The organism is Colwellia marinimaniae (genome assembly GCF_002207865.1).
GTDB lineage: Bacteria > Pseudomonadota > Gammaproteobacteria > Enterobacterales > Alteromonadaceae > Colwellia > Colwellia marinimaniae.
In genome coordinates this window covers 1-12,910 of record NZ_BDQM01000053.1, presented here as the reverse complement: position 1 = coordinate 12,910, position 12,910 = coordinate 1, and the positions used below count along the sequence as shown (strand labels likewise).

Annotated in this window: 19 protein-coding genes; 5 read left to right on the top strand and 14 right to left on the bottom strand. The window is 38.6% G+C overall.

The window, feature by feature from the left end:
• Window positions 1-171: 171 nt before the first annotated feature.
• From MTCD1_RS17455 to MTCD1_RS17425, 7 genes are all read right to left on the bottom strand, one after another.
• On the bottom strand, window positions 172-864 hold the full coding sequence (locus MTCD1_RS17455; protein WP_057180185.1) for a flagellar hook assembly protein FlgD: 693 nt from the start codon (window positions 862-864) through the stop codon (window positions 172-174).
• A gap of 51 nt (window positions 865-915) precedes the next feature.
• Window positions 916-1,074 carry a flagellar basal body rod protein FlgC gene (locus tag MTCD1_RS23300; protein WP_438819295.1) on the bottom strand — a complete coding sequence of 53 codons (159 nt, stop codon included), beginning with the start codon at window positions 1,072-1,074 and terminating at the stop codon, window positions 916-918.
• Window positions 1,074-1,232, bottom strand: coding sequence for a flagellar basal body rod protein FlgC (locus tag MTCD1_RS23295; protein WP_438819295.1), 159 nt, complete (start codon window positions 1,230-1,232; stop codon window positions 1,074-1,076). The genes MTCD1_RS23300 and MTCD1_RS23295 overlap by 1 nt, the downstream gene beginning before the upstream one ends.
• Window positions 1,232-1,663 carry a flagellar basal body rod protein FlgC gene (gene flgC / locus MTCD1_RS17440; protein ID WP_057180184.1) on the bottom strand — a complete coding sequence of 144 codons (432 nt, stop codon included), beginning with the start codon at window positions 1,661-1,663 and terminating at the stop codon, window positions 1,232-1,234. Before flgC ends, MTCD1_RS23295 begins: the two co-directional genes overlap by 1 nt.
• Window positions 1,664-1,668: 5 nt before the next feature.
• Window positions 1,669-2,064 (bottom strand): flagellar basal body rod protein FlgB, encoded by a 396-nt coding sequence (flgB, locus tag MTCD1_RS17435; protein ID WP_057180378.1) that lies wholly within the window; start codon window positions 2,062-2,064, stop codon window positions 1,669-1,671.
• Between the two features lie 150 nt (window positions 2,065-2,214).
• The gene (locus tag MTCD1_RS17430; protein ID WP_057180183.1) at window positions 2,215-3,045 is read right to left on the bottom strand and encodes a CheR family methyltransferase; all 831 of its coding nucleotides are present in this window, start codon (window positions 3,043-3,045) and stop codon (window positions 2,215-2,217) included.
• A 106-nt stretch (window positions 3,046-3,151) separates the two neighbouring features.
• Window positions 3,152-4,081 carry a chemotaxis protein gene (locus MTCD1_RS17425; protein WP_057180377.1) on the bottom strand — a complete coding sequence of 310 codons (930 nt, stop codon included), beginning with the start codon at window positions 4,079-4,081 and terminating at the stop codon, window positions 3,152-3,154.
• Between the two features lie 208 nt (window positions 4,082-4,289).
• Between MTCD1_RS17425 and flgA the strand changes: the two genes are divergently transcribed.
• The 3 genes from flgA (at window position 4,290) to flgN (ending at window position 5,949) form a co-directional block, all read left to right on the top strand.
• A complete protein-coding gene (flgA, locus tag MTCD1_RS17420; protein ID WP_057180182.1) occupies window positions 4,290-4,982 on the top strand; it encodes a flagellar basal body P-ring formation chaperone FlgA in 693 nt (230 codons plus the stop codon).
• A gap of 163 nt (window positions 4,983-5,145) precedes the next feature.
• On the top strand, window positions 5,146-5,454 hold the full coding sequence (flgM, locus tag MTCD1_RS17415) for a flagellar biosynthesis anti-sigma factor FlgM (RefSeq protein WP_082606446.1): 309 nt from the start codon (window positions 5,146-5,148) through the stop codon (window positions 5,452-5,454).
• Window positions 5,455-5,502: 48 nt separating this feature from the next.
• On the top strand, window positions 5,503-5,949 hold the full coding sequence (gene flgN / locus MTCD1_RS17410) for a flagellar export chaperone FlgN (protein ID WP_057180181.1): 447 nt from the start codon (window positions 5,503-5,505) through the stop codon (window positions 5,947-5,949).
• Window positions 5,950-6,035: 86 nt separating this feature from the next.
• On the opposite strand, the gene MTCD1_RS17405 is transcribed toward flgN, so the two are convergent.
• Both MTCD1_RS17405 and MTCD1_RS17400 read right to left on the bottom strand, forming a co-directional pair.
• Window positions 6,036-6,503 (bottom strand): LPP20 family lipoprotein, encoded by a 468-nt coding sequence (locus tag MTCD1_RS17405; protein ID WP_057180180.1) that lies wholly within the window; start codon window positions 6,501-6,503, stop codon window positions 6,036-6,038.
• A gap of 103 nt (window positions 6,504-6,606) precedes the next feature.
• Window positions 6,607-7,251 (bottom strand): FlgO family outer membrane protein, encoded by a 645-nt coding sequence (locus tag MTCD1_RS17400; protein WP_057180179.1) that lies wholly within the window; start codon window positions 7,249-7,251, stop codon window positions 6,607-6,609.
• A gap of 228 nt (window positions 7,252-7,479) precedes the next feature.
• Between MTCD1_RS17400 and MTCD1_RS17395 the strand changes: the two genes are divergently transcribed.
• Window positions 7,480-8,655 (top strand): flagella assembly protein FlgT, encoded by a 1,176-nt coding sequence (locus tag MTCD1_RS17395; RefSeq protein WP_057180373.1) that lies wholly within the window; start codon window positions 7,480-7,482, stop codon window positions 8,653-8,655.
• 113 nt (window positions 8,656-8,768) lie between these two features.
• On the opposite strand, the gene MTCD1_RS17390 is transcribed toward MTCD1_RS17395, so the two are convergent.
• From MTCD1_RS17390 to MTCD1_RS22160, 4 genes are all read right to left on the bottom strand, one after another.
• Window positions 8,769-9,677: a M14 family metallopeptidase gene (locus tag MTCD1_RS17390; RefSeq protein WP_057180178.1), complete on the bottom strand. Its 909-nt coding sequence runs from the start codon at window positions 9,675-9,677 to the stop codon at window positions 8,769-8,771.
• A 141-nt stretch (window positions 9,678-9,818) separates the two neighbouring features.
• Window positions 9,819-10,394: an elongation factor P-like protein EfpL gene (gene efpL / locus MTCD1_RS17385; protein ID WP_057180177.1), complete on the bottom strand. Its 576-nt coding sequence runs from the start codon at window positions 10,392-10,394 to the stop codon at window positions 9,819-9,821.
• Between the two features lie 315 nt (window positions 10,395-10,709).
• Window positions 10,710-10,871 carry a hypothetical protein gene (locus MTCD1_RS21535; protein WP_197410255.1) on the bottom strand — a complete coding sequence of 54 codons (162 nt, stop codon included), beginning with the start codon at window positions 10,869-10,871 and terminating at the stop codon, window positions 10,710-10,712.
• Between the two features lie 97 nt (window positions 10,872-10,968).
• Complete coding sequence (locus MTCD1_RS22160) at window positions 10,969-11,097, bottom strand: hypothetical protein (RefSeq protein WP_268807365.1); 129 nt, start codon at window positions 11,095-11,097, stop codon at window positions 10,969-10,971.
• A 104-nt stretch (window positions 11,098-11,201) separates the two neighbouring features.
• Between MTCD1_RS22160 and MTCD1_RS17380 the strand changes: the two genes are divergently transcribed.
• Window positions 11,202-12,236: a lipid A deacylase LpxR family protein gene (locus MTCD1_RS17380; RefSeq protein WP_057180176.1), complete on the top strand. Its 1,035-nt coding sequence runs from the start codon at window positions 11,202-11,204 to the stop codon at window positions 12,234-12,236.
• Between the two features lies 1 nt (window position 12,237).
• On the opposite strand, the gene MTCD1_RS17375 is transcribed toward MTCD1_RS17380, so the two are convergent.
• Window positions 12,238-12,910, bottom strand: a 673-nt coding sequence (locus MTCD1_RS17375) for a pyridoxamine 5'-phosphate oxidase family protein (protein ID WP_235013375.1), incomplete at its 5' end; no start/stop codon positions are given.

The window sequence follows — 12,910 nt, the reverse complement described above, 5'->3', positions numbered from 1 at the left end:
CCCGCTTAGATACTTCACGGTTACAAACCGCTTAATGCACCAATAAAGTTAAATGACATAATCTAACTCTCTTAAAATTAGCTACTTTGCTATATACCTGGGCAGTTAAATGCTTGTTATTACTCTGTCAGGTAAAATTTATACTTTCTATTTAATGATGTTACTAAAAACTTAACTATCACCACCCGATATTTCAACCACATCGGCTAAGGCCATGGAGCTACCGCCATTAAGATTCAGTATGATATTACCGCCAGCACCAGCTAAGGTTACGCTATCTACTTTACGGTATGTCATCGCCTCTAATTCAGAGGCTTGACCGTCAACCAAACCAACAATACGGAAACGGTAAGCACCTTCGGGAGCAGGTTCACCTTCTGCTGTTTGACCATCCCAAGTAAAATTCATTCCGCCGGCATCGACCTTACCTACTTGCACAGTTTGAATGATTTCACCGGCAATATTTTCAACATAAATTTTTACGTTACTGGCTGGTTTGTCTGAAACCAGTTTACCTTTTACCGATTGCCCCTCTTCCATGCCAAAGACATTGTCTTCAACCAAAACACTGCGACCAACCAGCGAGGAAGCTTGCAGTGCTTGGCTAGACGTCATAGATCTGGCAAATATATCAAACGAATCATTCAATCTTTGCACACCATCAGTAGTTGAGAAGGCGGTCATTTGAGAAATAATTTCGTTATTATCAACCGGTTTGGTTGGATCTTGATTCGCTAGCTCTTGGGTTAATAGCGCAAAGAAATCAGCTTGCGTCAGCATGCCGTTATCTTTTTCAGCCGCTTTATATTCTTCTTTTTGCCAACGAAGCCCCTCTAACAGGTTAGTGCCCTTAACTGTTTCCATTATCCACTCCTACGTTATGTAGTAAACTAAGTGACCTATCAATATTGCTCATTATCTTTGCCCTAACATTAAGGTTTTATTGAGCATGTTTTTGGCCGATTCAGCTAACTGCACGTTCGTTTGATAGGAACGCGATGCTGATATCACAGTATTAGTGACATCATTCATTTCCTCACCAACAAAATTAATCACTGCCATATAAGTCATCATTATCTTTGCCCTAACATTAAGGTTTTATTGAGCATGTTTTTGGCCGATTCAGCTAACTGCACGTTCGTTTGATAGGAACGCGATGCTGATATCACAGTATTAGTGACATCATTCATTTCCTCACCAACAAAATTAATCACTGCCATATAAGTCATCATTATCTTTGCCCTAACATTAAGGTTTTATTGAGCATGTTTTTGGCCGATTCAGCTAACTGCACGTTCGTTTGATAGGAACGCGATGCTGATATCATATTTGTCATTTCCTCAATGACATTAACATTGGGCTTATAGATATAGCCGTCTTTATCTGCCATGGGGTGATTAGGTGCATATTCAACAGTTAGCGGTTTATCACTTTCAACAATGCCTAAAACAGTAACCCCTACGCTACTACCGTCACTTGCTCTTAGCCCTGCGGCAGCTTCTTGCATGGCAGCGGCAAAAACGGGATGTCTAGCGCGGTAAGTTTTATCGGCACTACTACTAACACTTTCGGCATTGGCAATGTTACTCGCCGTAGTATTTAAGCGGATTGATTGTGCGCTCATACCACTACCCGTGATATCAAATACGTTAAAAAGACTCATAATTATTAACCTCCACTAATCACTTTCTTCATGGCTTGTATTTTGCCATTAAGAAACTGTACACTTGCTTGATACTTCAATGAATTTTTTAGATACAAGTTTCGTTCCACTTGTACATCTACCGTATTACCATCGCCAGTATCAGGCTGATTTGGTACACGAAAACTGACTGAATTATTGAGTTCGGTGCGTACATCAAAGTGCTTTTCATTGGTACGAGTCATGCCCATTTGCTGCTTATTTGCTGCTTGGCTAAGTGCTTGTTTGAAGTCAAGCCCTTTTGCTTTGTAACCTGGGGTATCCGCATTGGCAATATTGCTAGCAATGATTTCTGCACGTTGGGCACGGATAAGCATGCCTTGGGTGTGTAGTTGAAAGCCTTGATCGAATCCTATAGCCATAATAGCCTCACGATGATTTACGTTATAGCTAAATGACATTCAATATTTATGCCAAAAAATTTAACAAGGCTGTTTTAAAGGTAAGTGAGTTAATGAGGGTAATGCTTGCTAGCGGTTATATTCACTAGCAATGAGTAATATTTGACAGGGTTATTTTTTCTGATAAACGATACCAGGATTACAACGTAACATAGTGAAATCTTGATTTATTCCTGATAGAGATTCCGATGCACCTAAAAACAAATAGCCTTGAGGATTTAATACGCCATGAATTTGACTAATGATTTGTGCTTTAATTTCTGGTGAGAAATAAATGAGCACATTACGACAAAAAACAATATCGAAGCGGCCCATCAAGCTATAGCTATTCAGTAAATTAAGCGGCCTAAAATTGACCATATTTTTGACTTGTTCTTTTATCTTCAACATACCGTTATCACCTTCTTCAAAGAAGCGTTTTTTACGTTCCTCAGATAGACCACGAGCAAGTGCTAAATTATCATAATGACCGTATTTACAGTGTTCTAGCATAGTCGTGGAAATATCGGTACCTATGACCTGCACACCACGAGGGAATGCTCCAGGATTTTTTTGTTGAAACTCCAATACTGACATCGCAATAGAATAGGGTTCTTGCCCAGAAGAACTGGCGGCGGACCAAATTTTAACCGGCGTTTTTCTGTTGACAAAATCAGGCAACAATTTACTCTGTAGTAACTTATAGGGATAATCATCTCGAAACCATAAGGTTTCATTTGTGGTCATAGCATCAATGACTGCGGCACGTAATTGCCGCTCTACCGGGGAAAGTGTCCGAGTGACTAATTCACCCAATGAACTCACGTCAAATCTAGCCATTAGTGGCGCTAGGCGGCTTTTAACTAAATATTGCTTATTTTCACCGAGCACAATGCCACATTGCTGCTCTAAAAAGGTTCTAAATTGGTTATAACTTTTTTCATCAAGTTGTCTTGCTGACACAATAGCTTCCTGTTTATTTCGAAGTACTCATTTAAATTCACCAAAATTGGGGTGCATAAATTCAGGTCAAATGCTTTTGAAATTTTATTTTAATTTTTATAAAGAGTTAATCTTCTAATTTTAGCCATTTTTTTACAGCGGTAGCTAATTCATCGGGGTGAAACTTGGCAATAAAATCATCTGCCCCCACTTTTTTAACCATAGCATTATTAAATACCCCACTTAGCGAGGTATGTAAGATAATGGGCATTTTAGCCATGCGGTCATTTCCTTTGACTTCTGCCGTTAAGGTATAGCCATCCATTACTGGCATTTCGATATCAGAAATCATTAGCGCAACTTTTTCAGTAATACTATGTTCACACGTTGCCTCAATCGCCAATAACTGATCGAGAGCATCACGACCATTTTTAGCTAAAATCATCTTGATACCTAATGGCTCTAATGCCCTTCTAACTTGGTTTCGTGCTACCGTTGAATCATCAGCAATCAGAACCAGCTTATCGCCTAGACTTTCACCAACACTGGCATCAATGACATCTTCACTTAACTCCGTTGAAACAGGATTAATCTCATTTAAAATTTTCTCAACATCTAAAATTGACACCATTTGACCATCTATTTCAGTGACTGCGGTTAGATAACTGGATTTACCTGCCCCTTCTGGTGGTGGCATTACATCAGTCCAACTTAAGGTCACTATTCGCTCAACGCCAGCAACGAGAAAGCCCTGCACACTGCGGTTATATTCAGCAATAATAATAAAGCTGTCAGCCGTTTGTTCAATTGCCAAGCCGCCCGTTGATTTACTTAAATCAATAACAGAAATAGTTTGCCCACGAATATGAGCAACACCTTTAATATAGGAGTCTTGTTTAGGTAATACCGTTAACCTCGGGCATGGCATCACTTCACGCACTTTAAAGACATTAATGCCAAAAAGTTGCCTACCAACAAGTTTGAATAGTAACAATTCTAATCTATTTTCGCCGACAAGTTGCGTGCGCTGATTTACCGAATCGAGTATGCCTGCCATATAAACCTCATGTAACACCGTACCCTTCATTGTATTTAAAAAAATAAAACATAAAAGGCACAATTCTTGAATTGTATTTAAAATATAGAGTTGATATTCACACTAAGCGCCTGATAATTGACGCACGATTTAACCTCATTTTATAGCACTAACCTAGGTTAAGCATAGACGAATATTTGCATTTACTTAACGATAGATAACAAAATATATGCGACATACCAAACATTTTTTAGTTTTTTTATGCTTACTGTTCATTAAGCCAGCAACTATTGCTGCAAGCGAACTAGACAGTGCGTTTATTGAACGTTTCGCGACCAGCTATTTAATTGAACAATTCCCTTCAACTAACGAAGAAAAAGTTCGTATTTCGGTTGCTCACTTAGATCCTAGAATCATCATTAAACCGTGTAATATACCCTTAACAGCAAATATACATGATAAAAACAGTACACGAAATGTAAATATAAAAATTAGTTGTGATGAATCAATACCATGGAAAATATATTTATCGGCCAAAATAGAAATAACTAAAGCTGTTTTAATTGCAAAAAGTACAATTAGCCAAGGAGACCGGCTTGACGAAAGTAATGTTGAGTTAGCTTACATAGCCATCAACAAAATTCGTGGTGATAAACTGACCGATACCGCCATTGTTTTTGGCGCTAAGGCGAAAAGACGTATAGGTAAAGGTAAAACCATTAGTAAGAAAAGTATCTGCTTAATTTGTAAGGGCGATATGGTAACGATTATTGTCTCCTCTGATGCCTTCACTATCAAAAGCCAAGGTATAGCATTAAGCTCCGGCAATATTAATGAGCAAATCAAAGTAAGAAATACCCGCTCAAATAAAGTGATTACCCCGAGAGTCAAAGCTATTAACCAAGTCATAATTCATCTATAATCTAGCTTTAGACAATCTAGGGTACAAATAATTTTTGCAGCTAAGCTCACTGTGAGATTATTTATGTTTTAATGTACTTTTAGCTAAAGTTATCCCGCTGATGGTCGATAATAACTTAATAGAACTCATTTAAAATATCATTTCATTGTTATAGGATGAAATTATGGTTATAAATATCAACAACTTGAATACAAACAATCAAGTTAAGCATACTCAACAGCAGCAGGTAAAACAGCAATCTGCTCAAACCGCATCGAATAGTGCACAAGTAAAAAGTGCCGGACAAGATTCAGTGTCAATTACTCCGCAAGCAAAACAGCTTAATGAATTACAAAAAAAAGCAGCGGATGCACCGGTAATAAATCAAAAGAAAATTGATGAATTAAAGAAAGCTATCAGTGCTGGTGATTATAAAATCAATCCGGAAAAATTAGCGGCCAATATTGCTAACTTTGAATTTAATCTTATTTAACGATAGACTGTAAGATATATCGTTTAGTGAAAAATCAAAGGCAAGCTTATGTTATCAGGGTCAAATTCCCAAGAATTAACGTCACATGAATTGTTAACACAACAACATCAACAGTTAACCGCTCTGGGCCAGATAATTTCGAATGAAAAACAAATATTACAGCAACACGATCCACAAGCGCTGCTTACTATCAGCCAGGAAAAAAACACCCAGTTAGTAGCCATTCAGCAACTCGACCAAAAAATATCTCAACATCAAGGCTTCGCTCAAGATAAAGCCGCAGGGAAATTAACGCAGCAACTAGCAGAAATCACCGTGTTGTTAAAAAGTTGCCAACAGAAAAACTTGGTCAATGGCCAAATCATCCAACAATCTCAGCTTGCTGTCGAGCGTATGAAAACAAGCCTATTAGAAAGCCATAATAAAAACGCTATTACTTATAATAGTAAGGGTAAAAAAAGTGCTGGACTGTCAAGTATCGGGCTAAAAGCCTAAGCTTATTCCAGCAACAAAAAGGCGTTAATCATAATGATTAACGCCTTTTTTAATGTCTGCTAATATATTAAGTACAAGCTCGAAAATTAAAAGTGAGTTACCGTTTTAATTACTTTTCTATTTAGATTTACTTGATAAATATTATATACATCTTCAAAATCTAGCAGTAATTCCGTGGTATAAACATCTCCAACAGGATAACTTTTCACCACTTTAGCACCGCGTATAATACCTTGTACCGAAGCCGTTAACTGCTGATCCTCGATTAATAAGTCAGCCATGGTTACCTTACCGGTAACTTGCTGACCATATACTTGCTCAGCTAACTCTGCATAAGCGGCAATTTTTGACGCCTTGATGGCCATTAACATCCGCTGAGTTTTATGTGTTGATTTTTGCAGACTTATCGGTGCAAAACCTGTCGCATAAAGCACAGGAAAAGTCTCTGGTTTTACGGTTTGCCACTGTACATGTTTATCGTAAACAAGGGAGCAAGCACTAGTGAAAAAAAGTACACTGATCATAAGAATGACACGAATTAATGATTTACTCATATATACTCCTTTAGCGTTAGTCGCTGATAAAATTGCATTATTCATTACCCTACTGAATTAAGATATTAAATTTAGATAGCGAATTAAGCTACTGAAATAGTTGTTAATTTTGTATAGTCACCGCACGTGCATCGTTATACAACATAGCATTATCTCGAATAATCATACCATCTCTCATTTTCACATTCTCACTATGACTCATCTCATCACCTAACACCCAAGCAGGAATAAAGGATTGCGCCGTAGCAACCACCACTTTAGATTGAATGCCAATCATACGAGCATTCACTATAATACCATTTGCTTGCTCAACCATGGTGCCAGAAACCACATAGTCAATTATCTGACGTTCAGGTAATTCTTGCCAGTCTCGACTAAAGACATAATCACCGTCTTTTGTCACACGAATATGGCCAGTAGTTTTAAAGTCGATCACCACTAAACCATGACGTTGCAGTTCATGAACAAAGCTTTCCGCTAGCTGATTGCCAAGCCAATTAGTTGTTTCAAGGTCTTTTAAATTAACAAAAGAGGCGACAGCAACTGGGGTGTTTGCGTTAACAAAGCTACTGTTAGTTAACATCTGATACGCTAAACCTTTAACCACATCATTAATGGCATGACGAGGTAAGTTAAAGCTATCAATCTGTCCTTTTTCGACTTGAGTTAATTGATAAAAGCCATCATTCTTCGTTGCCTCACATGAGAATAAAGCAGGTATGATAACTGCTATAAGCCATTTTTTCATGGTGTTCCCCTTCAATACTAGGTTCGTCAATTATAGCACTTAGCCATATTGTATTAATTTTCATACTTATAAATAATGCACATTCTAAGCCAATAATTAAGTGCCCGCTAAATTAACGAATATATGAAAGGCATGAAATATGCATAATCGATATTAGTCGATAAAGAAACGCTTTCCCGAAAGTATAAGTCAATCGGGTTAAAGCTAAATAGGAAGATGAAAACAACTATGCACAAACTCATCAAACAATTAACATTCCTCAGCTTGTTGTACAGTTTTTCTGTTAGCAGTCAGTGGTATGAAACACAGGGACATGCTCGCACCAATGATATAAGTATCGAGCTTGCACGCACTAAAGCGATGGAAAATGCACTTAAGAAAGCGCTGCTGGTCTCTGGAGCCAGTGTCTCGAGCCTGCAACAAGTGGTCAATGGCTTACTGACACAAGATAAAATTAGCATTCGGGCAAGTGGCAGTGTCAACTCCATTGAACTAATTGATGAAATACACAGCGACAACCTTATCACTGTCACAATTCGCGTGGATATATTTCCTCAAGATAAAAAATGCTTTGCGGTAAACTTTAAAAAATCGTTGCTCATTACCCGCAGCCATTTATTACATAGAGAGCAAGCTAATATTGGTAAGATTTACCTCATTGATAAAGCGGTTATGCGTAAATTGGCTGAACAACTAAATCAACAAAGTGCTTATACTAAAACCAGTAGCATACTGAATAATAAAACGGAATTTTCTCGCCTTAATAACAGCTTAGCCAGTGATAAAATATCGCAATTAACGCAATCGTTAAGTGAAAGTACCGATAGCCAATATATTATGTTTAGTGAAATCACCAATACTTCTTTTGATCAACAAGCCACTAATAGCTGGTTGTTTTGGCAGCAAGGTATTTACCCTAGAAATTTTGCCATTAACTTCTATTTATATAACGGCCTAAATGGTGAATTAGTTTGGCAAGATTCTTATCAAAATTCTGCGCCATGGACATTTAGCAAGCGCATGAAAGTGGATGTCAATGGTCAGGCATTTTGGCACAGTGAATATGGCCTAATGGTTAATAATATTATCGACAGAGTTATTCAAGATATTGATGAAAATATTATGTGTGAGCCTAGCCGAGGCAAAATCATTCAAGTGAACGGTAACCAAGTCATCATTAACTTAGGTAGGGATCATGGGTTAAAAATAGGTGATGAATTTAGCTTATTACACCTGACTCATTTTACCAACAACTCTGGAAAATCCTATGCTGGATTTAACTTAAGCCCCTATAAAGTTAAGGTAACCAAACTAACCAGGCAAACGGCAACGGCAGCGACACCTGATGGCCGATTATTTGGTAATATTCAAGTCGATGATTTAGCGGTACGTTATGAGAATTAATAAAGCCTAACCACTAGGCCTACTTATGAAGTAAAACGCCTACTAAGAATCAATTTAGTAGGCGTTGTTATATTCGTTAAGTCTGAAGTAAATATTAGATAACTATTGAATAACTATTGGATAAAGGTTATTGCTGCCGATATTGCCGCAACTTGTGCTTGAATACAATTTTCATCATCAACCCGAGCGCTATCAGGGTAAACCTCTGTGGTAGTGACATAGGGCGCGTTTGTTAAGCCCATACATAAGCCTAACGCTCTGGCGGCATAATTTATAACACCAACTTGCTCAAGTTCAACACCTATCAATTTACCCTTGCTATCAGCGGGGGCAATGTGAGTAACCTTTGCTACGGCTTGGTTAATCGCCCGTTGGAAATCAGCGGCAGGCTTGGTTGCATCCCCGACTAAATAGAAACCATCGGGAATATTCCAGTTATCATGCTGTTTAGCATCTCGGGCGGCCAGTGCCGGTCTAAACTCGCTATTGTCGCTATCAGTGGTTTCATGTAAATCAATATGCATAGCAATATCAACATCCAGTTCCACCATAAAAGCCATCAGTGCCGCCGATTCTTGCGCTGGACTATTAGCATAAAATGAACGGTTTGGGTCTATCGCTTTATTATTCCAACGATTAATGGTTTCATAACCCCAAGGGCTAACACAAGGCGCGACAATAATATTAAACTGTTCGCTAAAGCCCTTAGCACAAGTTTCAAGAAAACGAATTGCCCCTTGCACGCCACTGGTCTCATAACCGTGTACACCGCCCGTCACTAGCACGGTTTTATTATGCGTTTGCCAATGTTGACTTTGCATAACATATAAAGGATAACGGCTTTCATCAATAGACAAGCTACCATATTGGATCATATCAAATGAAGAACTTAATAATTCAAGCTTTGCTAGCACTTCATCTTGGTAAGAGCGTTTAATATTTTGCTTAGCAAGCCATAACGCCTTGTCTTTATCCACCCATGGTTGGCCTTGCTGGCCAATAGAATAAACTGAATCACTCATAATTTAACCTTATTGTTCAAACAGCAATGTTAATAACTGTTTAGCTGATATTTACTAACGCCGGCCAGCCGCATAAAAAAATGCCCAAAGATTTGGACATTTTTTATTGGCTACTAAGTACGAAGTTACCGCAACAAGACTTTATTTCGAGTCAGCACGTCCCATAAACTTGCGGTCTTCGGTATTAATTTTAATTTTATCACCGGTAGAGATATGCTCAGGCACTTGCACCGTTAATCCGGTAGAGAGAATAGCGGGCTTAGTACGCGCACTCGCTGAAGCGCCTTTTATCGAAGGGTCTGTTTCTGTAATGACTAACTCGACACTGCTAGGAAGATCAATAGCCACTGGCGAATCGTCAACTATGATGACAGAGATCCCTTGCGTTTCTTCATTAATAAAAAGAACCTCATCGGCGATAGACTCTTTATTTAAGTTATATGGCGTGTAGTCTTCATTATCCATAAAGACATATTCATCACCATCAATATATGAAAACATTGCTGGGCGGCGGCTTAAATCGGCAAAACTTAACATATCGTCGGCTTTAAAGGTTTCGTCTACCTTAGCACCCGTAACCACGTCGTATAAACGCATTCTATATAAACTGCCGCCTGCTCGACCTTGCGGTACAGAACGAGTAATACCCCTAACAATTAACACTTTACCGTTATGCTCTATCGCAGCATTTTTCTTTATATCACTTGCCTTTGGCATAAGATGACTTCCTCTAATTTATTATAAATAATCTTGCTTTAAACACAATGCAGGGAAAATAGCATGAACACATAGATATGCAAATAACTTATCGAGAGAATAATGATATTTTTAGGTAAAATACTATAAAGTGAAAACCAACAGGGTGACTTTCATAGTTAAACACAGACAGACAGACAGACAGACAGACAGACAACAAAAAAGGCAAATATATACCCTATATTTGCCTTTTCAATCTATTGAGTTTTGTGATTATTCTCATTCACTTAATTATTATTCAACAGCAATAAACAAATGAATAAATGCTAGAAAAATCTACTCGTAAGAACGCTCAAGCCAAGCGATTTGTAACTTTAAGTCTTCAATTTCATGGTTTGCATCGGCTAATTGTTCTAGCGTTGATTTTTGTTCATTATTCCCATTATCTATACTAGCATCAGTATTTTTTGACATATTACGTCTTTCCTCATGGGCCATAATAGCCTCCAAAAAATTGTTACCACTCCTGTATTATTACATAAGACCTTTCATTAGTAAGTTTTATCCATTATTTAATAAAGTAGAACGATTATATTTAGTACATTTTTTTGTACATCTCAGTGCCAACGGGTAATAAAAACATGCCAATATAGCCTGATAATAATGAGCTATTGGCGGTAAATGTCGGCTCTGTTTGCTTAGCTGTCGTTACTTTTATTAACAAAGCCCCGCTTTAGTTGCCTGGAAATACTCAGTTAAATTAAGTTACTTTCAGAAAATTAATTTTATCGAACTATACTCCTAGTGTTGAAAGAATAGGAGTTTGCTATGATTAAAGCGCTCACAAGCAGCAAAAAAGTTTATTGCCCAGTCTATTTTTTATTAACGATTTTATCCGTTGTTCTCATTCCCGCACAAGCTGGCCAATTAAGTGTTCAGTTCGACAATGATGGTCTATTTACCAGTGATGGTAATTATACCAATGGCTTTTCTTTAGCTTGGGAAAGTAAAGCACTGCGACAATATCACCAACACCTCAGCTCAAGCATGCCAATATGGCTTCAATGGCAGCATGGTATGCGTTTTCCGGTAAATAAAAATCAAACGGCCTGGGGAGTAAAAGTATCCCAGCGCATGTGGACACCTAATGATATTGGCAAAATGAACTATCAAAGCAATGATAGACCTTATGTTGGTTTAGTCGAGTTAGAAAGTCACACCGCAAATTACAGCCCAAATTTTGCACAAAAAAACTGGTTAGCTGTGGGCGTTATTGGCCCTAAAGCAAGGGCTGAAAAAATACAAACCAAAGTACATCAGATAACCGGCTCAACCATACCTCAAGGTTGGCAGTATCAGGTAGAAGAACAAGTCACCGCTCAGTTTGCTTATGAAGTAGACTCACTCTGGTATAGAAAGCAAAAATATCAAGGCACTTATTTTACCGACTGGCAATGGGAAGTCAGTGGTTTTAGTCATATCTCGTTAGGGAATCTAAATACCCAAGCGTCTCTCGGTTTTCTATTTCGCTGGGGAACAATGCTAGCGAACACTTTCGGTCGTCTCAGTAACCACTTCGGCCATATAGGCAATATAACGCAAGCCCTTGATGGCAGTAATTTGACCACCTTTGCGCGGCTTGGCCTTGGCTACCGGTTTAATGACTTGTCTATTGAAGGTAGCTTACCCTATGAGTCATCGGTTGAACTTAAAAATACCCAAGCAAAGGCCTGTTTAGGCTTCACTTGGACACAAGAAAATTTTGCCCTCACTTGGAGCCTGAACGGCTATACCCGCGCTTATCACAGTGATATTAAACCTTGGCATACTTACGGCTCACTCACACTAAGTGCTAGCCTGTAATTTATTCTACTAACAGAGCTGACTTTTTCACTATATCCGTGGCAAAGCCATCAATGCTGTGCTGATTTTTCTTTTGCCAGTACTGCTCAATACCTACTTTACCTTGCTTATCTGACCACTGAGCAAGAGCGTCACGATCGGCTTCATAGGAAAAATAAGGCACTGACATACCGCAAGATGACTGAACTTTGTCAATAGCCAATAAGAATATTTGTCTGGAGGCCACGCTTTGTGGAAATAGCGCTATATATTCATGCCACTGTGCATCCCCTTGATGTAATACAGTGGCCTTGCCATAAGCTCGCAGTATAAGAGGCGCACCTTCAAACGCACAAAACATTATCGTCATTCGTGGGTTTATTAATACATGCGCCGCTGATTCATTACCACTGCCGGTATGATTTAACCAGGCAATAGTCGAGGCATTTATCACGCGCAAACTATCCCCGCCTTTAGGGGACACGTTTACTGTGCCCGTATCTGCGGCTGTACTGACAAAATAAAGCTTTTGTTTGGCAATAAACTCAATATGCTTGGCATTTAATTCTGAAAATTGTTGTCCCATGGTATGACTCTCACTCCTTTGTCTTAAAGTTTGGCTCTGTTGTAGTTTGGTGTTGTTGAGTAAACGAGCGAGACGCATAAACCCTTCCATGGGGCTCAACACAAGCATC